This is a genomic window from Streptomyces sp. NPDC001717 (assembly GCF_042892775.1).
In the GTDB taxonomy this organism is placed as follows: domain Bacteria; phylum Actinomycetota; class Actinomycetes; order Streptomycetales; family Streptomycetaceae; genus Streptomyces.
Genome location: NZ_JBIAUK010000009.1, coordinates 56046 through 79255, shown reverse-complemented (window position 1 = coordinate 79255; position 23210 = coordinate 56046). Strand labels below are relative to the sequence as shown.

The 23210-nt window shown below is 74.1% G+C and carries 24 protein-coding genes; 11 read left to right on the top strand and 13 right to left on the bottom strand.

Annotation, left to right across the window (positions count from 1 at the left end):
• Positions 1 to 147: 147 nt before the first annotated feature.
• Positions 148 to 1416 (top strand): MFS transporter, encoded by a 1269-nt coding sequence (locus tag ACFYZL_RS17635; protein ID WP_384746253.1) that lies wholly within the window; start codon positions 148 to 150, stop codon positions 1414 to 1416.
• Positions 1417 to 1665: 249 nt separating this feature from the next.
• Here the strand turns inward: ACFYZL_RS17635 and ACFYZL_RS17630 are convergent, their stop codons facing one another.
• Positions 1666 to 2028 (bottom strand): cupin domain-containing protein, encoded by a 363-nt coding sequence (locus ACFYZL_RS17630; protein ID WP_388679834.1) that lies wholly within the window; start codon positions 2026 to 2028, stop codon positions 1666 to 1668.
• Between the two features lie 49 nt (positions 2029 to 2077).
• Between ACFYZL_RS17630 and ACFYZL_RS17625 the strand changes: the two genes are divergently transcribed.
• Together ACFYZL_RS17625 and ACFYZL_RS17620 are read left to right on the top strand one after the other, a co-directional pair.
• A complete protein-coding gene (locus ACFYZL_RS17625; RefSeq protein ID WP_388679831.1) occupies positions 2078 to 2890 on the top strand; it encodes an AraC family ligand binding domain-containing protein in 813 nt (270 codons plus the stop codon).
• Between the two features lie 123 nt (positions 2891 to 3013).
• Complete coding sequence (locus ACFYZL_RS17620) at positions 3014 to 4084, top strand: esterase-like activity of phytase family protein (RefSeq protein WP_388679828.1); 1071 nt, start codon at positions 3014 to 3016, stop codon at positions 4082 to 4084.
• 24 nt (positions 4085 to 4108) lie between these two features.
• On the opposite strand, the gene ACFYZL_RS17615 is transcribed toward ACFYZL_RS17620, so the two are convergent.
• From ACFYZL_RS17615 to ACFYZL_RS17605, 3 genes are all read right to left on the bottom strand, one after another.
• Positions 4109 to 5449, bottom strand: coding sequence for a carboxyl transferase domain-containing protein (locus ACFYZL_RS17615; protein ID WP_388679825.1), 1341 nt, complete (start codon positions 5447 to 5449; stop codon positions 4109 to 4111).
• Between the two features lie 32 nt (positions 5450 to 5481).
• Positions 5482 to 6093: a hypothetical protein gene (locus tag ACFYZL_RS17610; protein WP_388679822.1), complete on the bottom strand. Its 612-nt coding sequence runs from the start codon at positions 6091 to 6093 to the stop codon at positions 5482 to 5484.
• Positions 6094 to 6181: 88 nt separating this feature from the next.
• Positions 6182 to 7024 carry a LysE family transporter gene (locus tag ACFYZL_RS17605; protein WP_388679819.1) on the bottom strand — a complete coding sequence of 281 codons (843 nt, stop codon included), beginning with the start codon at positions 7022 to 7024 and terminating at the stop codon, positions 6182 to 6184.
• Between the two features lie 69 nt (positions 7025 to 7093).
• Here ACFYZL_RS17605 and ACFYZL_RS17600 point away from each other — a divergent pair, with 69 nt between their 5' ends.
• On the top strand, positions 7094 to 7534 hold the full coding sequence (locus ACFYZL_RS17600; RefSeq protein ID WP_388679816.1) for an Lrp/AsnC family transcriptional regulator: 441 nt from the start codon (positions 7094 to 7096) through the stop codon (positions 7532 to 7534).
• A gap of 88 nt (positions 7535 to 7622) precedes the next feature.
• On the opposite strand, the gene ACFYZL_RS17595 is transcribed toward ACFYZL_RS17600, so the two are convergent.
• Positions 7623 to 9191, bottom strand: coding sequence for a GAF domain-containing protein (locus ACFYZL_RS17595; RefSeq protein WP_388679813.1), 1569 nt, complete (start codon positions 9189 to 9191; stop codon positions 7623 to 7625).
• Positions 9188 to 10225, bottom strand: coding sequence for a rod shape-determining protein (locus tag ACFYZL_RS17590; RefSeq protein WP_384746244.1), 1038 nt, complete (start codon positions 10223 to 10225; stop codon positions 9188 to 9190). The genes ACFYZL_RS17595 and ACFYZL_RS17590 overlap by 4 nt, the downstream gene beginning before the upstream one ends.
• Positions 10226 to 10436: 211 nt before the next feature.
• Between ACFYZL_RS17590 and ACFYZL_RS17585 the strand changes: the two genes are divergently transcribed.
• On the top strand, positions 10437 to 11186 hold the full coding sequence (locus ACFYZL_RS17585; protein WP_384746243.1) for an esterase/lipase family protein: 750 nt from the start codon (positions 10437 to 10439) through the stop codon (positions 11184 to 11186).
• Here ACFYZL_RS17585 and ACFYZL_RS17580 read toward each other — a convergent pair.
• Complete coding sequence (locus tag ACFYZL_RS17580; RefSeq protein WP_388679809.1) at positions 11163 to 11759, bottom strand: hypothetical protein; 597 nt, start codon at positions 11757 to 11759, stop codon at positions 11163 to 11165. The genes ACFYZL_RS17585 and ACFYZL_RS17580 overlap by 24 nt on opposite strands.
• Positions 11760 to 11972: 213 nt before the next feature.
• Here ACFYZL_RS17580 and ACFYZL_RS17575 point away from each other — a divergent pair, with 213 nt between their 5' ends.
• A complete protein-coding gene (locus ACFYZL_RS17575) occupies positions 11973 to 12557 on the top strand; it encodes a hypothetical protein (protein WP_388679806.1) in 585 nt (194 codons plus the stop codon).
• Positions 12558 to 12566: 9 nt separating this feature from the next.
• On the opposite strand, the gene ACFYZL_RS17570 is transcribed toward ACFYZL_RS17575, so the two are convergent.
• Positions 12567 to 12989: a MarR family winged helix-turn-helix transcriptional regulator gene (locus ACFYZL_RS17570; protein WP_388679803.1), complete on the bottom strand. Its 423-nt coding sequence runs from the start codon at positions 12987 to 12989 to the stop codon at positions 12567 to 12569.
• A gap of 95 nt (positions 12990 to 13084) precedes the next feature.
• Between ACFYZL_RS17570 and ACFYZL_RS17565 the strand changes: the two genes are divergently transcribed.
• The 3 genes from ACFYZL_RS17565 to ACFYZL_RS17555 all read left to right on the top strand — a co-directional run bounded on the left by ACFYZL_RS17565 (position 13085) and on the right by ACFYZL_RS17555 (position 15486).
• The gene (locus ACFYZL_RS17565; RefSeq protein ID WP_384746239.1) at positions 13085 to 14107 is read left to right on the top strand and encodes an NADP-dependent oxidoreductase; all 1023 of its coding nucleotides are present in this window, start codon (positions 13085 to 13087) and stop codon (positions 14105 to 14107) included.
• A 64-nt stretch (positions 14108 to 14171) separates the two neighbouring features.
• Positions 14172 to 14594, top strand: a complete 423-nt coding sequence (locus ACFYZL_RS17560) for an organic hydroperoxide resistance protein (RefSeq protein WP_030657091.1) — start codon at positions 14172 to 14174, stop codon at positions 14592 to 14594.
• A 76-nt stretch (positions 14595 to 14670) separates the two neighbouring features.
• Positions 14671 to 15486 carry an EI24 domain-containing protein gene (locus tag ACFYZL_RS17555; protein WP_384746237.1) on the top strand — a complete coding sequence of 272 codons (816 nt, stop codon included), beginning with the start codon at positions 14671 to 14673 and terminating at the stop codon, positions 15484 to 15486.
• A 67-nt stretch (positions 15487 to 15553) separates the two neighbouring features.
• Here ACFYZL_RS17555 and ACFYZL_RS17550 read toward each other — a convergent pair whose 3' ends face one another.
• Genes ACFYZL_RS17550 through ACFYZL_RS17540 form a run of 3 tightly spaced genes read right to left on the bottom strand, consistent with a single transcriptional unit; the run spans position 15554 to position 17950 of the window.
• On the bottom strand, positions 15554 to 16285 hold the full coding sequence (locus ACFYZL_RS17550; RefSeq protein WP_388679799.1) for a hypothetical protein: 732 nt from the start codon (positions 16283 to 16285) through the stop codon (positions 15554 to 15556).
• A gap of 13 nt (positions 16286 to 16298) precedes the next feature.
• A complete protein-coding gene (locus tag ACFYZL_RS17545; protein ID WP_384746235.1) occupies positions 16299 to 17009 on the bottom strand; it encodes a carbon-nitrogen hydrolase family protein in 711 nt (236 codons plus the stop codon).
• Positions 17010 to 17014: 5 nt separating this feature from the next.
• Positions 17015 to 17950, bottom strand: coding sequence for a LysR family transcriptional regulator (locus tag ACFYZL_RS17540; RefSeq protein ID WP_388679796.1), 936 nt, complete (start codon positions 17948 to 17950; stop codon positions 17015 to 17017).
• Positions 17951 to 18008: 58 nt separating this feature from the next.
• On the opposite strand from ACFYZL_RS17540, the gene ACFYZL_RS17535 reads away from it, so the two are divergent.
• Entirely contained in the window at positions 18009 to 18818 is an 810-nt protein-coding gene (locus ACFYZL_RS17535; RefSeq protein WP_388679793.1) for an NAD(P)-dependent oxidoreductase, read from the top strand.
• A 12-nt stretch (positions 18819 to 18830) separates the two neighbouring features.
• Here the strand turns inward: ACFYZL_RS17535 and ACFYZL_RS17530 are convergent, their stop codons facing one another.
• Positions 18831 to 19973, bottom strand: coding sequence for a low temperature requirement protein A (locus ACFYZL_RS17530; RefSeq protein ID WP_384746232.1), 1143 nt, complete (start codon positions 19971 to 19973; stop codon positions 18831 to 18833).
• Between the two features lie 55 nt (positions 19974 to 20028).
• Positions 20029 to 20604: a TetR/AcrR family transcriptional regulator gene (locus tag ACFYZL_RS17525; RefSeq protein WP_388679790.1), complete on the bottom strand. Its 576-nt coding sequence runs from the start codon at positions 20602 to 20604 to the stop codon at positions 20029 to 20031.
• Positions 20605 to 20754: 150 nt separating this feature from the next.
• Here ACFYZL_RS17525 and ACFYZL_RS17520 point away from each other — a divergent pair, with 150 nt between their 5' ends.
• Positions 20755 to 23205, top strand: coding sequence for a beta-glucosidase (locus ACFYZL_RS17520; protein ID WP_384746230.1), 2451 nt, complete (start codon positions 20755 to 20757; stop codon positions 23203 to 23205).
• Positions 23206 to 23210 lie beyond the last annotated feature (5 nt).

The following is a 23210-nucleotide window of genomic DNA, read 5'->3' as shown; positions in this document are numbered from 1 at the left end:
TCGGTCAAATGTCCGGTGATAGTGGCGGGTTACCGGCAGGAATGCGCCTGCGTCGGGATCCCGGAGCCGGGTGGGGCGACTGTTGCCGGTGTGTGAACGCCGCAAAACCCGCTCGGAGCGGCGGCGGGCCGGTGGTTATCATCCGCTGTGCCCGATACGACCACGCCCACTCGCCCGCGTTCCCGGCAGCGAATATTCGCCGACCTGACCCCGCTGCGCACCTCCGCGCACTACCGGAGGCTGTGGGTCGGCAGCACCATCTCCTGGCTCGGGCAGGCGATGACCGCCCTCGCGATCTCGCTCCAGGTCTACGACATCACCCGCTCCAGCTTCGCGGTCGGGCTCGTCGGACTCTTCGCGCTCGTCCCGCTCGTTGCCTTCGGGCTCTACGGCGGCGCCATCGCCGACACCCTGGACCGCCGCAAGCTCGGCCTCTACAGCGCCCTCGGCTCCGCCGCGCTGTCCGTCGCACTCGCCGCGGCCGCGCTGCTCGACTACCACCGGGTGTGGTTCCTGTACGCCGTCGTCGCGCTCCAGGCGGTGGCCGGGGCGCTCGCCGGACCGGCGCGGTCCGCCATGATCCCGAGGCTGCTGCCGGCCGAGCAGCTGCCCGCCGCCAACGCGCTGAACTCGGTGACCATGACCTCCGGGACGATGATCGGCCCGATGCTGGGTGGGCTGATCGTCGGCTGGTGGGGCTACCAGGCCGCGTACCTGATCGACGCCGTCACCTTCACCGCCGCGCTCTACGCGGTGTGGCGGCTGCCCGCGATGAAGCCGGACCGGGCCGAGGGCGAGCGGGGGAGGGCCTCCGTCCTCGACGGGCTGCGCTTCCTCGGGACCCGGCCGAACATCCGGATGACCTTCTTCTCCGACATGGCCGCCATGGTGCTGGCGCAGCCGAAGGCGCTGTTCCCGGCCGTCGCCGGGCTCTGGTACGGCGGCGACGCGAAGACGGTCGGCCTGCTGGTGGCCGCGCCCGCCGTCGGGGCGCTGCTGGGCGGGCTGTTCTCGGGCTGGCAGGGGCGGATCCGCCGGCACGGGCTGGCGATCCTGCTGTCCGTGGCCGGATGGGGGTTGGCCATCGCCGTCTTCGGGCTCACCCGGAACCTGTGGCTCGGGCTGCTGTTCCTCGCCCTGGCCGGGTGCGCGGACACCATCTCGATGGTGTTCCGCAGCACGATGATGCAGGCCGCCACGCCGGACGAGATGCGGGGGCGTCTGCAGGGCGTGTTCATCGTGGTCGTCGCGGGCGGGCCCCGGCTCGGGGACTTCCTCGCCGGGACCGCCGCCGACCTGACGTCCCCCACCGTGGCGGTCACGGGCGGGGGCCTCGCGTGCGTGCTGGTGCTGGGCCTGCTCGCCCTGCGCTGGCGGGGCTTCGCCCGCTACGACGCGCGCTCCCCCCAGGCCTGATCGCCGGGACCGCCGGGGCGGCGGGACCGCCGGGCGGGGACGGTCTGTGGGCGGTGGTGGGCCAGGGCGGGCCGCGCTGCGCGGTGCAGTGCCGACCGGGACCACTGCGCGGGCGGCCTTCCGGCGTGGCCGGACGGGGTGGGCCTCTGGCGGGCCCGGGCGGGTCGTGGCGCCGGGCACGGCATCGGCACGCGGTCGGCCGTGCGGGTGCGGCGTGGTGCTCTCCCGGGCCTGTGCCCGCGGCAGGCGCTACGCGTCCACCGGTTCGCGGGTGCGGGGGCCGCCCGCCGTGCCGGTGTTGGTGGTGCCCGACGGTTCGAACAGCAGGATGGAGACCTCCTCGTCGGCGGCCGGGCAGTGCTCCACTCCGCGCGGGACGACGTGCATCTCGCCGGGGCCCAGGACCACGTCCCCGTCGCGCAGCCGGATCGTCAGCGTGCCGCTGACCACGAGGAACAGCTCGTCGGTGTCCTCGTGGGAGTGCCAGACGAACTCGCCCCGCAACTTGGCGACCTTGACTTCGTAGTCGTTGACGCGCGCTATGCGGCGCGGGGCCCAGTGCTCGGTGAATCCGGCGAGCTTCTCGGCGATGTTGACCTTCGGTGTCGTCATGCGGACAGCGTGCCGGGGCGGGTGCCGGGCGGTCTTGTACGTTCCTGACATGGCCCCCTTACGCCCGCGCAGCACCGTTTCCGCCTGGCGGCCGCCGGTGAACGGCATCGCCGAGGTCTTCCACGCCCGCTTCACCGAACACGCCTACCCCGCCCACGTGCACGACACCTGGACGCTGATGGTCCTCGATGGCGGGCGCGTCGACTTCGCCCTCGACCGGGAGCAGCACGGCGTCGGGGTCTCGGACCAGGTGATCCTGCTGCCGCCAGGGGTGGTGCACGACGGGCGGACCGTGACCGAGGCCGGTTTCCGCAAGCGGAACCTGTACCTGGACACCTCCGTGCTGCCGGAACGTCTGACCGGGGCCGCCGTCGACGCCCCGCTGCTGTCCGACCCGGCGCTGCGCGAGCGCGTGCACGGGCTGCACCTGGCGCTGGCGGAGCGCGACCCGTTCGAGGCCCAGTCGCGGCTGGCCTTCGTACGGGAGCGACTGCTCCGGTGGCTGACCGGGCGGGAGGCGCCCGCGGACGGGGAACAGGGGACCGGTCTCGCCGGGCGGCTGCGGGAGCTGCTCGATGCCCGGGTGGTCGAGGGGATCACCCTGGAGGAGGCCTCGGCGGAGCTGGGGAACGTCCATCCCACGCATCTGATCCGCAGCTTCCGGACGGCGTACGGGCTGCCGCCGCACGCGTACCTCACCGGGCGGCGGGTGGCGCTGGCGCGGGGACTGCTGCTGGCGGGGATGCCGCCGGCAGCGGCCGCCACCGCGGCCGGGTTCTACGACCAGGCGCACCTGACGCGGCACTTCGGGCGGCACGTGGGGGTCGGCCCGGCCCGATTCGCCCGATCCGGCCGAATGTGAAGGGGAGTTGGCGGGTTCGTTGCCTTCGTGTTGCGAGGCCTTCCCACTTCTTTCTGTTCGGAATATGACAGTTCAGCAGTTCCGAACCGTATGTCATCTCGTCGAACCAGGAGGAAGGCCTCCATGCGCCTTCGTACGCTCGCCACCACCGCGGTGGCCGCCGCCGCGCTCTGCGGCACGCTCGTGCCGTCCGCTTCCGCGGCGGCCCGGCCGGTCGGCGGGGGCGTCTGCTCCCCGTACCTCTCCGTCGCGGGTTACTCCGACTCGCTCGACAAGACCACGCTCGACGGGCGGCTGGTCGGCGGGATCTCCGGTCTGGCCGTCGACAGGGACGGCACGGTGGCCGCCATCTCCGACAAGTCGGCGCTGTACTCGCTGAAGGTGGGGCGCGGGGACACCCCGACGGCCACCGCCACCGCGCGGCTGCCGCTGACGGACGGCGCGGGGAAGGCGATCGACTCCGAGGGGATCGTCGTCGACCGCGACGGCTCGTACCTGGTCACGGACGAGTTCGCGCCCGCCGTCCGGCGCTACGGCCGCGACGGGCGGGTGCTGGGCACGCTGCCGATCCCGGACGACTTCCGCCTCGCGCCCGAGGGCCGGGCCGCCGTCAACACCACCTTCGAGTCGCTCACCCTGCTGCCCGGGGGCCACACGCTGGTCGCGGGCGTCGAGGGCGGGCTGGCCGGGGACGGCAAGGACGCGCAGGGCCGGACCCTCCAGCGGATCCAGACCTGGGAGCGGCGCGGCGGGGAGTTCGTCCTGGGCCGCCAGTTCGCCTACCCGGTGGACGCCGGGCACGGGCTCGTCGAGCTCGCGCCGACCCGCGACGGGCGGCTGATCGTGCTGGAGCGCGGCTTCACGCGGGAGTTCGCGATCACCGTGCGGTTGTACGTCGCCGATCCGTTGGGCGCGACGGACACCTCGAAGGTGCGGACGCTGACGGAGGGACCGGGGCTGCGGCTCGCCCGCAAGACCGCGATCGGGGACTTCGACGACTGCCCGACGCTCGGCGCCCCCTCGAACCTCCCGCAGAACCACCCCCTCGTGGACAACATCGAGGGCATGGCCGTCACCGACCACGACGGCGCCGACCGGGTCCGGCTGCTGCTGGCCAGTGACGACAACGAGTTCGCGCAGCAGATCACCCGGCTGTACCGGGTGGACGTCAAGCTGCCGCCGCGCCGGCGCTAGGGCCTGGTCCGAAAGACAGGCCCCCTAGCCCTCGACGATGCCGCGGGCGACCCCCAGGGCCACCAGGTCCTGGGGGCGGATGCGGAGCTGGTCGGCGGTGGTGGGGGCGGCGGCCGGCGGGCGCTTGAGGATGGCAGCCGCCAGTTCCGGGGCGATCACCGAGAAGTAGCTGTCCGGGGTGACCCAGGTGTTCCCCGGCGCCGCCAGCGCGAGCGCGCCGCCCGAGCCGCCCTCGCCGATGAGCAGGGTCGTCACGGGGACGGTCGCGCCGGCCAGCGCCGCGAAGGTGTCCGCGATGGCCGCGCCGGCGCCCGCGTGCTCGGCGGCCGCGTCGTTGGCCGCGCCGGGGGTGTCCACCAGGGTGAGCACCGGGATCCCGAGCCGGTCCGCGAGGCGGATGACGCGGGAGGCCGTGCGGTAGCCCGCCGGGCGGGTCGCGGTGCCGCACTGGGCGGCGTACGCGACGGCCCGCCCCTCGCGCAGCCCGAACCCGCACAGCATGCCGGGGTCGGTGCCGCCGGCGCGGTCGCCGGAAAGCGGCAGGCGCAGCTCGAAGTACGCGTCCAGGTAGGCCCCGGCATGCGGGCGGTCGGGGTGCCGGGCCTGCCGGACGGCCTCCCAGCCGCTGGGCGGGGGCTCCGCGGCGGCCAGTGCGCCCGGCGGCTCGACGGGCCCGGCGGGCCGGGGCGCGGTCAGTACGCGCAGCCAGTCGGCGAGGGCGCCGGGCAACTCGGGCGCGGGGACCACGGCGTCCACGTGCCCGGCGGCGTACTGCCCCTCGGCGGAGTAGGCTGCCGGATCCGCGTCCGCCGGCCGCACCCGGGAGCCGGCGAAGCCGACCTGGGCCCCCGGAAGCGCGAGGACCACGTCGGCCCCGGCGCCCAGGGTGGCCCAGCCGCCGCCGGTGGTGGGGTCGCGCAGCACGGCGAGCTGGGGGAGTCCGGCCGCCCGGGTCAGCACGCACTGGCGGGCCACGCGCTGGAGTTGGGTCAGCGCGAGCATGCCCTCCTGCATCCGGGAGCCGCCGGTGGCGATGAGGGAGACGAGGGGGAGGCGGTGCTCCCGGGCGTACGTGTAGACGGCTTCGAGCCGGTCTCCGGTGCGCTCGCCGAGCGATCCGCCGAGGAAGCCGAACTCGAAGGAGATCAGTGCCGCTGCCCGCCCGCCGATACGGGCGGTGCCGATGACGACGGACTCCTGCTCGCCGGTCCGCGCGCCGGCGCGGGCGCGGGAGGCGTCGTAGCCCTCCCAGGCGAGGGGCCCGTCGGGCCCCGACTCCAGCCGGGGCGCGGGGAGTTCGGCGAAACTGCCGGGGTCGGTCACGGAGGCGATGGCCGCGCGGGCCGAGAGGCGGGTCGTCGTCACGGGGTCACCCTAGCCCGGGAGTCGAGGGGCGCTCAGGGGCCGGACAGGGGGAGGTCCCGGGGGAAGAGCGCGGCGGCGAACATCAGGCCACCGAGCGGCATCAGGTCGAGGCTCACGGCCATCGTGACCGTACCGAGCACCACCAGGGCGGGACGCCAGGCGCCGACGCGGCGCCGCACGGCGAGCTGGACCATGAGCCAGACCAGGCCGACGTAGAACAGCATCGGGCCGACGGTGTAGACGGCAGGCAGCACCCCGGGGTGGCTCTGGACCTCGTCGAAGAGCCGGTTCATCTCCGGCCGGTCGGCGGCGTTCAGGCCGACGATCAGGTCGATGACCGCCTGGGCGGCGACCGCCAGGGTGCCGGCGAGGCCGAGCAGGGCCGCGGCCCCGGCGCTCGCCCGACCCGCCGCGCCGGCGGGCCTGGTCATCCTGCGCAGGGCGGGGAAGACCAGGGCGAACTGCAGGACCCCCGCGAGCAGGGCGATGTGCCCCACGGTCCAGGCGGGGCCCGGACCGTGGCCGGGGTCGCCGAGCCGGATGGCGCCGTAGGCCAGGATGCACAGGGGCGCGGAGACGAAGGCGGCGCGGCTGAGGCCGGCCGGCCGGCGGGTTCCGCGGAGTTCCAGGGGGCGAGTGGTCATGTACTGATCATTTCGGCCGGAGGTGCGGGGCCGTATCCGGCATGACCCCGAGATCACCCCGAGCGGCCCCTGACGGCGCCCCGGCGGTTCACTCCGGGGTCGGCAACGGGAAGGCGATCTTGAGGGCGTAGGCGGCGACCAGGCCGTAGCCGAGGCGGAAGGTCCACACGCGCGCGGTGTCGGAGATGCGGGCCCCCGCGAGGGCGCCGACGGCGACGAGGGTCTGCTGCCACAGGAGCGAGGCGGCGCCGACCCCGACCAGGAACGCGGCTCCGGCCGCACCGGTGGAGAGGCTCGCGCCCTGCGCGGTGGTGAGGGCGGCGAAGTAGAGGGCGGTGGTGGGGTTCACGGCGGTGAGCGCGACGTACCGGGCGAAGGCCTTGGCCGCGCGGGGCGGCGGGGTGGCACCCGTTCCCGCCTCGGGGCGGCGCGCATCAAGTGCCGGTTCCGCCGGGGCGGGGCCGGAGGAGGCGGGCGGGGGCTGACTGCCGGGGCTCCGCCCCGGACCCCGCTCCTCAAACGCCGGAGGGGCTGAACTTCCCGGTCCCCGGGACTCGGTCGCCGGAGGGGCCGCGGCTTCCGGTCCCCGGGGCTCGGTGGCCGGAGGGGCCGGCATTTCCGGCGGCGGGGCGGCGCGAGCGGCCCAGCCGGTTCGCAGGCCGTGGGCGGCGATGGCCAGGAGGACGAGGGCCGAGGCGAGGCGGACCCAGGCCTCGACCGGGGCTATGTGGGACGCCACCCAGGGCCCCAGGCCGGTGGCGAGGGCCGCGTAGGCGAGGTCGACGGCCGCGATTCCGGCGGCGGCGGCGATCGCCGTGCGGCGGTGGCGCATCGCCTCCTGGAGCAGCAGCACGCTCATGGCGCCCATGGGCATCGCCACGCCCAGGCCCGCCGCCGCGCCGCCCAGGGCGGGGGAGAGGAGTTCGGTCATGCCGAGAGGTTCGGGGCGAGGGGTCCGGGGACGCGGGCGAATACCGGGCCCGACTGCGAGAATCGCGGTATGGACCGCCTCGACAGGGAAATCCTCGGCATCCTGCAGGAGGATGCGCGGATCTCGTACCGGGACCTCGGCACCCGCGTCGGCCTCAGCGCCAACGCCACCGCCGACCGGGTGCGCCGGATGCGCCGGGACGGGGTGATCCGCGGGTTCACCGTCGTCGTGGACCCGGCCGCCGACACCCGGGGTGGGCTCGTCGTCTTCATCGACCTCACGCTGCGCCAGGACACCACCAACGAGGAGTTCGAGCAGCGGGTCGCCAAACTGCCCGGGATCAGGGAGGTGGTGCACGTGACGGGGGAGTACGACTACCTCGTACGGGCCCGGGCCGCCGATCCGGCGGCGCTGGACGGGTTGCTGCGGCGGCTCAAACGGGAGGCGGGGGTGGCGCAGTCGAGCACGCGGATCGCCCTGCGGGCCGCCGCTCGCCCGACGCGGACGTAGCCGTCGGTGCGCCGGGATCGCCGGTGCGGCTCAACGATCGGGGCTCCGCCCCGGACCCGCGCCTCGACCGCCGGCGAGGCCGAGTTCGCTACAGCGCCGATTCCCACGTCACCGTCGTGCCCCGGGCACCCGATTCCGTGCGGCCGTCGTCCGTGACCGTCAGGCGGACCCGGTGCGGCGTCGCGTCGACCTCCACGTCGATGGAGGTGACCTCCGAGCGGCGGTGGGCCGCCGCCAGGGCGGTGCGGAGGGCGGCCAGCAGGTCGGCCGCCACCGGGTCCGGGAGCAGTGCGTCCACCGCGCCCGCGAAGTGCACCGACGGCTGGAAGCCGAGCAGGACCGCCGCCCCGCCCGTCTCGCGCAGGACGCGGCCCCGGAAGGTCGTCGGGGCGTCGGTCGGCGGCTGCTGGAGGGCGAAGATGGCCGTGCGGACCTCCTGGATCGTGGAGTCCAGTTCGTCGACGGCCCGGCTCAACTCCTCGCCGACCGTGTCCCCGCTCGGCGCGTTCGAGGAGCGCCGTCGGGTGGACTCCAGCATCATCTCCGTCGCGAACAGCCGCTGGACCACCAGGTCGTGCAGGTCCCGCGCGATCCGGTCGCGGTCCTCGTAGACCGCCAGTTGCTCGCGGTCGTGCTGCGCGTCCGCCAGTACGAGGGCCAGCGCGGCCTGGGAGGCGAACTGCGAGGCCAGCAGCCGGTCCACCGCGTCGTACGGGGGGCCGCCGCGGGCGCGCGGCAGGGCGAGGGTGCCGATCAGCTGGCCGCCGCTCTGGAGGGGCAGCATCATGCTGGGGCCGAACCGTTCCCGTACGTGCGTGGTCATCCGGGGGTCGGTCGCCGAGTCCTCTATGAAGACCGGCTCGCCGCCCAGGAGTTGCGTCAGGACCGGGCTGCCGGGGGCGATCGCCGTGCCGACCAGGTCCCCGGGGTCGCCGTGCGTGGAGGCGGCCACGATCTCCATGCCGCCCTCGGGGGTCGGTTGGAGCACCACCCCGGCCGCGGCGTCGGCGAGCAGTCGGGCCCGTTCGGCCACGCACATCAGCGCGTCCGCCGCCGGGCGGCCGGCCAGCAGGGTGGTGGTCACCGCGGCGGCGCCGTCGATCCAGCGCTCGCGGCGGCGCGCGGTCTCGTACAGCCGGGCGTTGCCGATCGCTATCCCCGCCTGCGAGGCCAGGACGCGCAGCAGGGCGATGTCCTCGTCGGTGAACGCACCGCCGCCGCGCTTCTCGGTCAGGTAGAGGTTGCCGAAGACCTCCGTGTGCACGCGGATCGGGACGCCCAGGAAGCTGCGCATCGGCGGGTGCCCGGGCGGGAAGCCGGCCGCGCGGGGGTCTGCGGTGAGGTCGTCCAGCAGGAGCGGGCGCGGGTCCGTGACGAGCGCGCCGAGCACCCCGGAGCGGCCGTCCGGCAGGTGCGGGATCGCGGCCCGCTGGTCCTGCGTCATCCCGGCCGTGAAGAGGGCGGTCAGCCGGACGCGTTCGGGGTCGACCACCCCGAGCGCCGCGTACCGCGCCGAGCACAGCTCGGCCGCCGAGTCCACGATGTGCTGGAGGGTGGTGCGCAGCTCCAGCTCGGAGCCGACGCTGAGCACCGCCTCCAGCAGCACCGGGAGGCTCGCCGCATCTTCTTCCTCGGGCTCCTGTCCGGTGTTCGTCATCCTGCCAGCGGGTTGAGGACCATGGGGGCGATCTTCCCTTCGAGCATCGCGCCGAGACCGAGCACGGCGCACACGTCCGGCCGTTCCGCGATGGCCACGGGCATTCCGGTGGCGTCCCGCAGCATCTGGTCCAGCCCGGGCAGCAGGGCGCTGCCACCCACCATCATGATCCCCCGGTCCGTCAGATCGGCGACCAGGTCGGGCGGGCAGTCCCGGAGCACCTTGCCGATGCCGTCGAGCACGGCGGTCAGCGGGGTGCGGATGACGTCGCGCACGGCCGCCGTGTCCACGTGGACGGAGCGGGCCAGTCCGGTGGCCACGTCACGGCCGTGGATGAGGGTGGAGGCCGGCCCGTCGCCGGTGATCCCGGCACCGTGCAGGGCCAGCTGGAGCGGTCGGACGGCCTGGCTGGGCAGCATCAGCTCGTGCGCGTGGCGCAGGTGCTGGACGACGGCGTGGTCGATGGCCTCGCCGCCGACGGGGACCCGTACGGCGGTGACGATGGAGCCGAGGGAGAGGACGGCCACCTGGGTGGCCGCGGCCCCGCACACCATGATCATCGTCGCGGTCGGCTGCTCCACGGGCAGTCCGCAGCCGACGGCCGCCGCGATCAGGGTGTCGACGAGTTCGACGCGCCGGGCACCGAGGCCGACGAGGGTCTCCACGGCGGCCCGCTGGGCCAGCGGGTCAGCGTCGTGCGGGGTGCAGGCGGCGGCCCGCAGCCGCGGCTTGCGGCGCAGGGCGCGGCGCAGTTTCTCGCCGAGCAGGTGGCGCAGCATGCGCTGGGCCATCTCGATGTCGACGACGGTGCCGCCGGAGACGGGGCGCACGACCCGGATGTAGTCGGGCGTGCGGCCGGTCATCCGCTCGGCGAAGGTCCCCACGGCGATGAGTGCGCCGGTCCGCGTGTTCACCGCGGCGCAGCTGGGCTCGTCGACCACGAGGCCGGCGCCCTTGACGTACACGCGGGTCCTGGCCGCCCCCAGGTCGACGGCGACGTGGCAGCGGCGCAACTGCTCAAGACTGACGGTCACGGCAGATCCTCCCGAGAGCGCTGACGCAAGAAGACCGGCGGAACTGCCGGTCGCTTCCATATCATCTCGGGCATTTCGGACTTACCGCCCGTTGAGCTGCTCCGGCCGGGGGGTGCGCGGCGGCTGCAAGGGGGTGGATTTCTGTACCGACAGGCAGCACCATGCCCGCACCGCACGCGCTACTCGCGCGTAACAAGGTAAAGGGGAATCGATGCTGACGACCCGCCAGAGGGTGCCGGCGCTCCTGACGCTCTGCTTCGCCCTGCTCGCGCCCCCGGCGGCCCACGCCGTCGGCCCGACCGCGGCCGGGGGCCCTGAACGGGAGTCATCGCACCGTCCCGTGGTCTTCGTGCACGGCTACAACGCGGACCCGGGCGTCTGGGGATCCCTCCGCGAGGACCTGCGCGCCGACGGGTACGCCGACTCGGAGCTCTTCTCCTTCGGGTACGACACCCACCAGTCGGTCAACGAGGTCCTCTCCGCCCGGCTCGCCGCCTACGTCGAGGACGTCCGCAGGCAGACCGGCGCCGACAAGGTCGACGTCGTCTCGCACTCCTTCGGCTCGCTGGTGAGCCGCTGGTACGTGAAGTTCGGCGGCGGCGGGGCCACCGTGGACCACTGGGTCTCGCTGGCCGGCCCCAACCACGGCACCTCCACGGCATGGGCCTGCGCCCTGTGGGACCAGGCCTGCCGGGACATGACCCCCGGGTCGTACGTGGTGAAGAACCTGGGCGGCGGGGACGAGACCCCGGGCGCGGTGAAGTACGCGACCTTCTGGTCGAACTGCGACGAGGTCGTCAACCCGGACGGCAGCGTCCCGCTCTCGGGGGCCGTCAACACGCCCGTCGGCTGCCTCAAGCACAACGACCTGCTCGGCGACGACGCCACCTCCGCGGGCGTACGGGCCTTCCTGACGACTCGGGGCCCGTCTTTCGGATCAGGCCGGGCTCGCGGTGCCTGATCCCAAAGACGGGCCCTGACCGGCAGGGTCCGAGACGCGCTGGAGCAGGCCGTAGGTGAACTCCGCCACGCACGGCCCGCCCGGCGCGTCGAAGGCCAGCCGCCAACGCGTCGGCGCGGTGCCCTCCATCGGCCGGACCGGTGCGAAGGCCCGCGCCACCTCGTCGACCGTCGCCGACCACGGCAACAGGTCCGCCGCCGACTCCAGTACGGGCCCGTGCGCGCCCGGGGCCCGTACCAGCCACTCGTTCCACACCGCCCCGTCCGGCGCGGCCAGCACCTCGAAGCGCAGATCGGGCCAGAGCGGCACCGGCCACAGCAGGGCCTCGCACTCGAGGTCGCCGATCGTGCGACGTTCGGCGGACTCGGGCGGGCCCAGCACCGAGCGGTACCGGGCCAGGGCGCCGCGGGAGCGGGGCGAGCGGACCATCGCCTGCCAGCGCTTGTTGGCCTCGCGCTGGTCGGCGAGGGAGGCGCCGAGCCGGCGGCGGGCCTCGTCCGCGAGGTCCGGCTGGAAGTCGGCCATCCGCCGCAGAAGCACCAACTGGAAGGCCGTGGCCCCGAAAAACGTCATGGAGGAAACGATTCCACACAGGATCCTTACGTTCTCGGGATCTTTATGTTGCCGGGGAGCACGTAGCCTGCGGGCGCCATGAACTTCTGCCACGCCTGCCAAAGACACCTCAATGGCGCACTGGCGTGCGCCGGATGCGGGACCCCGGCCGAGTACCTGACCGCCGCCCCGCCCGCCGCAGGCCCGGGGGCGCCCGGTCGTGCGGCGCCACCGGTGCCCGAGGCGCCGACCGCACTGGCCGACGTGTTCGCGGACGAGCTCGTCACGCTTTCCGTACCGAACGAGCGCAGGGCCGGTGCGCGCCGCCGCGCCGAGCGACGCCGGCGCAGCCGTATGGCGCTGACGGTCACCCTCGGGGTGCTGCTCGCCACCGCGGCCTCGCTGACGGTGGTCCGGATGACGGCGGACGGACGCACCGACCGCGCCTCCGAGGTGGTGCTCACCGACGACGGGCCGCAGCAGCCCGCCCCGCTGCCGGACCTCCCGACCTCGGGCGCGCCCTCGGCGCCGGGCGGCAAGGCGACCGCGAAGGTCGCCGCCGGGCCCGCGAAGAAGACCGGTGCCGGGACGCCCTCCGGGGACGTCACGCCGCCGCCGTCGCCCGCCCCCGCGAGCTCGGGGCCGACCTCGACGGCCCCCGGGCCGGGCGGCACCGGGAAGCCGATCGCCTCCGGTCGGCCCTCGCCGACGCTCACCGGCGGTACGCCCCCGCCGGTCACGCCCACGTCCACGCCCACGAACAAGCCCAAGCCCAAGCCGAGCAAGACCTGCGTGTTCTGGATCTTCGGCTGTTCCTGACGGGCCGGCTCAGCCCAGCATCCGCTTGAGCAGGTCCCGCAGGACCGCCCGCTCCGCCGGAGACAGCCCGGCCAGCGGCTCGCGCGCGAAGTCCAGCGACTCGCGCAGCCGCTCCGCGGTCTGCCGGCCCTCCTCCGTGGGGGCGGCCAGTTTCACCCGGCGGTCGGCGGGGTCCGGGTGCCGCTCGACCAGGCCGCGCGTCTCCAGTCGGTCCACGATCCCGGTCACGTTCGACGGCTCGCAGCGCAGCTTCTCCGCGATGCGGCGCATCGGCATGGGCTCCAGCGAGAGCATGTTGAGCACCTTGGCCTGCGCGCCGGTCAGCTGGTGGCTGGCGGCCGCGTGCTCGTACTCCATGTGGTACCTGGCCACGACGTCGCCGATGAGCTCGACGACCTCGACGGTCACTGGGTCTGTGCGACGACTGGGCATGGATCCAGAGTACCGACTTACTTGACAACATGAAATATCCAGGCGCATGGTTGTTTCACCTAGTGAAGCAATTCCGTTCTTACCAGGAGCGCCGCATGTCTGAGATCCCCGCCGTGAGCCGCGAGTGGCACCTCGTCCGTCGCCCGCAGGGCTGGCCCGTCGCCGAGGACTTCGCCCTGCGCGAGGTGCCCTTGTCGGCCGAGCCCGCCGCCGGCCGGATCCTCGTGCGGAACCTCCACATGTCCGTCGACCCGTACATGCGGGGCCGGATGAACGACACGAAGTCCTACATCCCGCCCTTCCAGCTCGACGAGCCGATGCAGGGCGGCGCGGTCGGCGAGGTCGTCGCCTCCGACGCCGAGGGCTTCGCGGTCGGCGACCACGTCCTGCACCACCTGGGCTGGCGCGAGTACGCGGAGCTCGACGCGAAGTTCGCCACCAAGGTGGACGCCTCGCTCGCCCCGCTCTCCGCCTACCTCGGCGTGCTCGGCATGCCGGGCCTGACCGCCTACGCGGGCCTCTTCGAGGTCGCCTCCTTCAAGGAGGGGGACTCCGTCTTCGTCTCCGGCGCGGCCGGTGCGGTCGGCAGCCTCGTGGGCCAGTTCGCCAGGATCAAGGGCGCTTCCCGGGTGATCGGCTCCGCCGGCTCGGACGAGAAGGTGACGCTCCTCACGGAGAAGTACGGTTTCGACGCCGCCTTCAACTACAAGAACGGCCCCGTCGCCGAGCAGCTGCCCGCGGCCGCCCCCGACGGCGTCGACGTCTACTTCGACAACGTCGGCGGGGACCACCTGGAGGCCGCGATCTCCTCGATGAACGTGCACGGCCGGGCGACCCTGTGCGGCGCCATCTCCGGCTACAACGACACCGAGGCCGCCCCCGGCCCGCGCAACCTGATGCAGGTCATCGGCAAGCGCCTGCGCCTCCAGGGCATCCTCGTGGGCGACCACGCCGGGATCCAGCAGCAGTTCGTCCAGGACGTCGCCGGATGGCTGCGTTCCGGTGAGCTCCGGTACGACGAGACGGTCGTCGAGGGCGTCGAGAACGCGACCTCCGCCTTCCTCGGCATGCTGCGCGGCGAGAACACCGGAAAGATGATCGTTTCTTTCACCGGTTAGTCTCTCTGTACACCGTTGTGACCGTGGGCGCGAGTCGCGACGATTACCAGGAGGATCTTCTTACATGTCCATCCAGCAGTCCGACGTCGCGTACACCGCTGTCGCCACCGCCGAGAACGGCCGTGACGGCCGCGTCGCCACCAACGACGGCCAGCTCGACGTCGTCGTGAACCCGCCGAAGGAGCTCGGCGGCAGCGGCGCCGGCACCAACCCGGAGCAGCTGTTCGCCGCCGGCTACAGCGCCTGCTTCCAGGGCGCCCTGGGTGTCGTCGCGAAGAACGTGAACGCCGACATCTCCGGCTCCACGGTCACCGCCGAGGTCGGCATCGGCAAGAACGACGAGGGCTTCGGCCTGATCGTCAAGATCTCCGCCGTGATCCCGAACGTGGACGCCGCCACCGCCAAGGAGCTCATCGAGAAGGCCCACGAGGTGTGCCCCTACTCGAAGGCCACCCGCGGCAACATCACCGTCGAGCTCGCCGTCTGATCCGGCACCGCTCGCCGAAGGCCGCACCCCACGGGGTGCGGCCTTCGCCGTTTCCCGGGCCCCATAAACTGCCGCCATGCGTGATCTTGCGGAGGGGTTCCGGTACCTGCTGGCCGGACAGGGATGGGTACTGCGCCACGGCCGGTGGCTGGGGTTCGGGCTGTTGCCCGGGCTGGTCTCGCTGGTCCTGTACGCGGGCGCGCTCATCGGGCTCGGTTACGGCGCGGACGACTTCACCGCCTGGGCCACCCCCTTCGCCGACGACTGGAGCTCGCCCTGGCTCGCCCTGTTCCGGGGCTTCCTGACCTTCCTGGTCTTCGGCCTCGGGCTCTTCCTCGCCGTCATCACCTTCACCGCCGTGACCCTCCTGATCGGCCAGCCCTTCTACGAGTCGCTCTCCGAGCAGGTCGACCGCAGCGAGGGCGGCGACGCCCCCGAGTCCGGACTTCCGCTCTGGCTGGAGCTGTGGGTCTCGGCCAGGGACAGCCTGAAGGTGCTCGCCCGGGTCGTCCTGTACGGGCTGGTCCTGTTCGCCCTCGGCTTCATCCCGGTGATCGGACAGACCGTCGTACCGGCGCTCGGCTTCTGCGTCTCCGGCTACTTCCTGACCCAGGAGCTGACCGCCGTCGCCCTCCAGCGCCGCAAGGTCGAGCTGTCCGAACGGCTGGTCCTGCTGCGCTCGCGCCGGATGCTGGTACTGGGCTTCGGGGTGCCGCTGGTGCTCGCGTTCCTGGTGCCGCTGGTGGCGGTCTTCCTGATGCCGGGCGCGGTGGCGGGAGCCACGCTGATGGTGCGGCACCTGACGCAGGCCGACGAAGAGCCCGCCGGGGCCGCCCCGGCCCCCGAGGGCACCCCCACCGGTTTCGGCCCTCCGCCGCCCGCGTACTCGTAACCGCCGGACTCAGGGACTGGCGTCGAACTCCCGTCCGCGGGCGACGGCGGGAGTTCGACGACGGGCCCTACGCCCGCGGCTGCACCCACAGGGCCTCGCCGACCGCGCACAGCTCGCCCGCGGCCGTGGCCAGGGCCGTGCCCACCGAGTACTTGCGGCCCGAGCTCCCCAGCATCCAGGCGTACGAGACCAGCCCCTCGCCCACCGGTACCGGCCGCAGCAGCCGTGCGGTCAGCGCGGCCGTGACCGCACCGGCAGGGCGCCCGTCGAGCAGCCGCCCGGCCGCGTTCCCCGGGCAGTCCAGCGCGCCCCACACCAACTCGGCCGGCAGCAACCCGTCCGCGCCCGCCAGCTCCCGGCCCGGGGTCCAGGCGGTGGCGACCATCCCGCCACCCGGCACCGCCCCGCAGTGCAGGCGCAGCCCCGTGGCGGGCGTGCGGTCCAGGCCGCAGCCGAAGCAGTCGACCTGCCCGTCCGGCGGGGCCGCCCGGTACGCCTCGGCCGCCGCCGAGGCCCGCTCCCAGGAAGGCGCCGCAGGGGCGTCCGCGCCCTCGAACGCGGCCGGGCTCGCCACGGCCAGCAGCGCCCCCTCCGCGTCGGTCAGCTCGCAGCCGCCGTCCGGGCGCCCGGACGGCCGGACGGGCGCTTGCGTCGGCACGGGCCGCCGGAAGTCCACCCGTACGGTGCCCGCCGTGGCGCGCCCGGCCAGCAGCCCCGCCACGTAGCCGCCGTAGGCCACCCCCGGATAGCCGTGGAGGTGTTCCGGAACCGTGATCGTCTCGAAGGCGAAGGTACTCATGCCGATCAGCTCATCACATCGAAACATCGAAGGTCGCCACGGACGGCGTACGGTCGTCCGCCTCGGCCAGTAGCTCCCCGCCCGGCCCCCACACCGCCGCGCCCCCGCAGCCCGTCCAGGGCCCGGCGGGTCCCACGTGGTTGGCCAGGACCACGTACAGGTCGTGCTCCTTCGCGATCCCCGGGTAGAGGGCGGCGCGCTCCTCGATCCCGCCGCCCGTCCCGTACAGGGAGCTCGCCAGGTGCACCCGGCAGCCGTCGGCCGCGGCCCGGCCGAGCAGTTCGGGGAAGTGGTTGTCGAAGCAGATCGCCAGGGAGAAGCGGATCCCGCCGAGCTCGAAGCGGCCGTCGGCCGTGCCCGGCACGAAGACGTCCCGCTCGTGCTCGTACAGGTGCTGCTTGAGGTAAGTGGTCACGTGCGCGCCGTCCGCGTCGTGCACCAGCGTCGCGATGGCGGGCCGCGGGCCGCCGGTGGGCAGGGCGACGTTGACCACGGTGGCGATCCCGGCGGAGCGCAACGGGTCCAGCCGGGGGTCGTCGGCGCCCGTCCACAGCCCCGGATCGGCGGCCAGCGCCGCCAACTCGTAGCCGGTCAGCGTGAACTCGGGGAAGACGACCAGCTCGGCGCCCTGCTCCCGGGCCGCGGCGGCGAGCGCGGCGGCCCGTGCGGCGTTGGCGGGGACATCGGCGGGTACGCAGGTCAGCTGCGCTGCGGCGATCTTCACCCGGCTCAGGATGCCAGGGCGGCGGCGGCCTCCTTCAGCAGGGTCAGGAAGGCCGTGGCGGCCGGGGAGGGGGCGGTCCCGAGCGGGGTCGCGGCGTAGACCCGGCGGCGGGGGGTGTCCTCCGGACGCAGCGGGACGAGCACGAGGTCGGCCCGTGCGGAGGAGGCGGCGAGCGCGGGCACCAGGGTGACACCGAGCCCGGCGGCCACGAAGCCCTGCTTGGCGATCCAGTCGGCGGCGAACAGGCCCTCCCGCGGCCGGAACCCCCGGGCCAGGGCGGAGGCCAGCAGGGTGTCCTCGGGGCGGGCGCCGCCCGTGATCCACGCCTCGTCGGCGAGTTCGGCCAGCCGCAGGTCGGCGCGGCCCGCGAACCGGTGCCCGAGCGGCAGGGCCACGTACATCCGCTCGTCGAGCAGGTGGTGCGGGGTGCAGCCGCGCGGCGGCTCCCCGGAGGTGGCGGCCACCACCGCGAGGTCGAGGTCCCCGGAGGCCAGGAGCGCCAGGTGCCCGGCCGACAGGCCTTCGGTGCGGGTGACCTCGACCGCGGGGTGGCGTGCCCGGAACACGGCCAGCGTGCGCGGCAGCAGCGCGGCGTCGGCGGTGGCGAAGGAGCCGATCCGCAGCCGGCCGGCGCCGAGCGTGCGCAGGGCGTCGAGTTCGGCGCGGGCGGCGCGCAGCCGCTCGCCGACGGCCTCGGCGTGCGGGAGCAGGATCCGGCCCGCCTCGGTGAGCCGCACCCCGCGGGGGAGGCGGTCGAAGAGCGGGGTGCCCCACTCGTCCTCCAGGGTCTGGATCTGCCGGGAGACCGCGGACTGCGTGTAGCCGAGGGAGCGGGCGGCCGCGGTGAAGGAGGCCAGGCGGGCGACGCGCAGGAAGACCTCGTACAGACCGGGCGAGGCGTGCGGGGCAGCCGGCGTGGGCGAGCCATGTGGAGTGGGCATGGCGACCATGCTAGACATTCGCTTGTCGCATGAATGGAGGGGATCTAGCGTCGGGGGCATGGACGCAACGGACACAGCACAGAAGATCGCCTTCCTCGGCCTCGGCAACATGGGCGCCCCGATGGCCCGTCACCTGCTCGCCAGGGGCCACGCGCTGACGGTGTGGAACCGGACGCCGGGCAGGACGCGGCCGCTGGCGGAGGCCGGCGCCGCCGTCGCCGACACGCCGGCGGAGGCGGTCCACGGCGCGGACCTCGTCATCACGATGCTGGCCGACCCGGACGCCCTGCGGGCCGTCTCCGACAGCGTGCTGCCCGCCCTGCGGCCCGGGGTCCACTGGATCGACACCTCGACGGTCGGGCCCGAGGCGGTGCGCGAGCTCGCGGCGCGGCTGCCGGCGGGGGCGACCCTGACCGACGCGCCCGTGATGGGGAGCGTGGACCGGGCCGCCGCTGGGGAGTTGTGGGTGCTGGCCGGGGGGCCGTTGCCCGCCCCCGTCCGTGAGGTGCTGGACACGCTGGGCGAGGTCACCGAGTGCGGCCCGGCCGGCGCGGGCGCCGCGCTCAAGCTGGTGCTGATCAACGCGGTGGTCGGCGGGGTCGGGCTGGTGGCCGAGGCACTGACCCTGGGCCGCGCGCTGGGCCTGCCCGAGGCCCTGGTCCGCGCGGAGCTCGCCCGAGGGCCACTGGCGGGCGCGGTGGCACGCACGTACGCGGACGCCTCCCACTTCCCGGTGGCCCTGGCCGCGAAGGACGTGGCCCTGGCCACCGGCCGTGCCCCGCTACCGATCCTGGAGGCGGTGCGCGCCACGCTCACGGCCCGCCCGGACCTCGCCGACCAGGACCTCTCGCGGATCAGGCCGGCCTAGTGGCCTGGTGGGCTAGGGAGCGGGCGCGGGCTCGGCGGTGGGCGCCGGGCCGCCCGGGAGGCCGCCGCGGGTGCGGACGAGGGCGAGTTCCGTCAGGTTGAGGACGGTGACCAGCGCGGTCAGGAGCGCCAGGGCGCCCAGTGAGGGCAGCAGCGCGGCCGGCGGCAGCAGGGCCAGGGTGACCGCGGCGGCCACCAGACGGGTCACCGACCAGGAACGGAACAGGTGCCAGCGCGTGTACCCGAAGGTGGCCAGGTAGAGCGCGCAGCCCCCGTACAGCAGGGCGGCCACGCCGAGCGGGAGCCGCTGCCCGGGGTGGGCGACCGCCTCCGCCATGCCGACGGCCACCGCGATGACCGAGGCGATCAGCGAGAGGTGCCCGTACGAGAGGACCTGCCGGGCCACGTCCGCCCGTACGGCCGCGGTCTCCAGCCCGTGCCGGACCGCGCTCGCCGCCAGGTGGAAATACACCCACCACAGGCTGCACACCAGGGTGAAGGCCACGGCGACGGCCGCGAGCGAGCCGGCGCCGAGCTCCGGGGCGGAGGCCACCGGGGCGCCGACCGCGACGATCGACTCGCCCAGCGCGATCATCACGAACAGGCCGAACCGCTCGGCGAGGTGCCCCGATTCGAAGTCCAGGCGCATCATGTTGCGGCGCGTCAGCCGGGGCGCGGCCAGGTCCACCGCGGCCGCCAGCGCCCACAGCCCGATCCGGGCCGCTCCGTCGAGGACACCGCCCGCCAGCAGCAGCGGGCCGCTGATCAGCACCGACAGGACGGCCGGGGTGGGCGTCGGGCGCCGCCCGGGGACGTGCGCCAGCGCCGCGAGCAGCAGGCGGGCGCAGAAGTAGGCCCCGGCGAACAGCAGCCCGCGGTCCCCGAAGGCCTCCGGCAGGGCCAGGGCCATCATCAGGCCGCACAGACCGGCCGCGAAGAGCGCGATCCGGTTCAGCGGCCGTTCCGCGTCATGGGTGTTGGAGTAGACGGTGTTGCCGACCCACACCCAGTAGATCGGCACGAACGCGATCACGGCCCGCCCGGTGCCGCTCCAGCCGTGGTCGTGGTGGAGCAGGGTCGACACCTGCGTCACGGCGAACACCAGCACCAGGTCGAAGAACAGCTCCGACCACGCGACCTTCTTCTCGGTCTCCATCCCCAACTCCCCCCGGTAGTCCGTCGGGAGAAGGATGCCCGGACGGACCCGGCGGCTACGCGGCGGGGCCCCGCAACAGCGTGAGGAAGGAACGGAACGCGGCCGGCATGTCCACCGACTCCGGGGCGAGCAGCCACTGGTACTGGAGCCCGTCCATGACGGCCGTCAGCAGCGGAGCCGCCTCTTGCGGGGTGAGGCCCGACGGGAGGCGGTCGCCGAACTCCCTCTGCAGCAGCGCGGTCATCTCGCGGCGGACCTGCTCGTAGCGCTCGGTGAAGAACGCGCGGGCCGGATGCTCCTCGGTGACGCTCTCGCCGAGCAGCGCCGAGAAGGTCTGCACGATGCCCGGGCGCATCGCGTTGTACTCCACCAGCGAATCCAGCAGGTCCAGGCGCCAGCTGTCGGCCGAGACGCGCGAGCCGCCGCCCGTGTCCCACCGGTCGCGCTCCTCCAGCACCGCGACCAGCAGGGCCTCCTTCGTCGGGAAGTAGTGCAGCAGCCCCTGCTGGGTCAGGCCCACCCGCTCGGCGACGGTGGCCAGGGCCGCGCCCCGGTAGCCGCGCTCCGCGATCACTTCGAGGGCCGCGAGGACGATCTCCTCGCGACGCTCCTCGCTCCTGGCTCGGACCATCCCCGCACCCCTTCCCTCCACCGCCTCCAGAGGACCGTACGGCATCCCTACATCACGAACGCATCACGAACCCTACCGTTCAACAGGGAACGGGTCCACGATGGGGGCACCGCACAGCACCCGCACCGCAATCGACGAGGAGGCACGGCCGTGACCGATGCCGATCAGGCCCGCGAGCAGATCCGTGAAGACGCCGTGGAAGCGGCCCTGGACAAGCTGGATCTCGACACCAAGGCCCGCCTGCTGTCCGGGCAGGACATGTGGACCCTGCCCGAGATCCCCGAGATCGGACTGAAGTCCCTGGTCATGTCCGACGGCCCCATCGGGGTCCGCGGCGTGCGCTGGACCGCGGACGACCCGTCCATCGCGCTGCCCTCGCCCACCGCGCTCGCCGCCGCCTGGGACCCGGCGCTCGCCCGCCGCGCGGGCCGGCTCCTCGCGCAGGAGGCCCGTCGCAAGGGCGTCCACGTCCTCCTCGCCCCCACCGTCAACCTGCACCGCTCCCCGCTCGGCGGCCGGCACTTCGAGTGCTACTCGGAGGACCCCTACCTCACGGGCGTCATCGGCAGCGGCTACGTGAACGGCGTCCAGGACGGCGGCGTCGGCACCACCGTCAAGCACTTCGTCGGCAACGACGCGGAGACCGAGCGGTTCACCGTCGACAGCGTCATCGCCCCGCGCCCGCTGCGCGAGCTGTACCTGGCGCCCTTCGAGGCCATCGTCGCCAATGCCCATCCCTGGGGCATCATGACCGCCTACAACCGGGTCAACGGCATCACGATGACCGAGCACCAGTACCTCGTCAACGACGTCCTGCGCGCCGAATGGGGCTTCGACGGCTACAACGTGTCCGACTGGATGGCCGCCCGATCCACCACCGGGGACATCCTCGGCGGCATGGACGTGGCCATGCCCGGCCCCCAGACCGTCTACGGCCCCGCCCTCGCCGCAGCCGTCCGCGCCGGCGAGGTCCCCGAGTCCGCCGTCGACACCGCCGTCCGCAACGTGCTGCGCCTCGCCGCCCGTGTCGGCGCCCTGGAGGGCGTCCCCGCCGCCGCCCGGCAGCTCCCCGCCCCGATCGACGGGCAGGCCCTGGCCCGTGAGCTCGCCGCCCGCGGCTTCGTCCTCGTACGCAACGAGAACGGCACCCTCCCGCTCGACGCCTCCGCCGGCACCGTCGCCCTCATCGGCGCCGCGGCCCGCGACGCCCGCGTCCTTGGCGGCGGCAGCGCCACCGTCTTCCCCGAGCGGATCGTCTCGCCGCTCGACGGGCTGGCCGCGGCCCTGCCCGAGGGAGCGCTCACCTACACCGTCGGCGCCGACCCCTCCGACGAACTGACCCCCGCGGACAAGGGCTTCGAGCTTCGCGCGATCTGCCGCGACGCCTCCGGAGCGGTCGTCGGCGAGGGCACCCTGCCGACCGGCCAGGTGCAGTGGATCGGCGACGACCTGCCCGCCGGCGCGAGCTACGCGAACATGGCCAGCATCGAGGTCACCGGCACCTTCCTGCCGCGCGAGAGCGGCGAGCACGCCTTCGGCACCCGCGGCCTCGGGGCCTTCACCCTCGCCGTCGACGGCGAGCGGCGCTGGGAGGGCGTCCAGCAGATGGGCAACGAGGCCGACCCCTTCGAGGCCTTCTTCGGCGCCCCGAGCGAGCGGACCCGCCTCACCCTCACCGAGGGCGTCCCCGTCGAGGTCTCGCTGACCTACCAGGTCCCCGACACCAGCGGGCTCCCGATGCGGGCCATCATGTTCTCGCTGCTCCACCTCGGCCCGCGGCGCGAGGCCGACGAACTGATCGCCGAGGCCGTGGAGGCCGCCCGCGCCGCCGACACCGCCGTCGTCGTGGTCGCCACCACCGAGCGCGTGGAGTCCGAGGGCTTCGACCGCACCGACCTCGCGCTCCCGGGCCGCCAGGACGACCTGGTGCGCGCCGTCGCCGCCGTCAACCCGAACACCGTGGTCGTCGTCAACGCCGGCTCCCCGGTCGAGCTCCCGTGGCGCGAGGACGTCGCCGCCGTGCTCCTGACCTGGTTCCCCGGGCAGGAGGGCGGGGCCGCGCTGGCCGACGTACTCCTCGGCGACAAGGAGCCGGGCGGGCGCCTGCCGACCACCTGGCCCGCACGCTTCGCCGACGCGCCCGTCACCGAGGTCGTCCCCACCGAGGGCCGCCTGGAGTACACCGAGGGCCTGTTCATCGGCTACCGGGCCTACGAGGCGCGGTCCGTGGAGCCCGCCTTCCCCTTCGGGCACGGCCTCGGCTACACCGATTGGGCGTACGAGTCGCTGGAGGTCACCCCCGACACGGTCCGGGTCCGCCTCACCAACACCGGCACCCGTCCGGGCCGCGAGGTCGTCCAGGTCTACCTGGCTCCGACCGAGGACGGTGTCGAGCGCCCGGCGAGCTGGCTGGCCGCCTTCGCCGGGGTCGAGGCGGGCCCCGGCGAGAGCGTCGAGACCGAGATCGCCCTGCCCGCCCGGGCCTTCGAGATCTGGGACGAGGAGGCCCGCGGCTGGCAGCGGATCGGCGGCACCTACGAGGTCCGCGCGAGCCACTCGCACGGCGACACGCGACTGAGCGCGACGCTCGACCTCGCGTGACACGC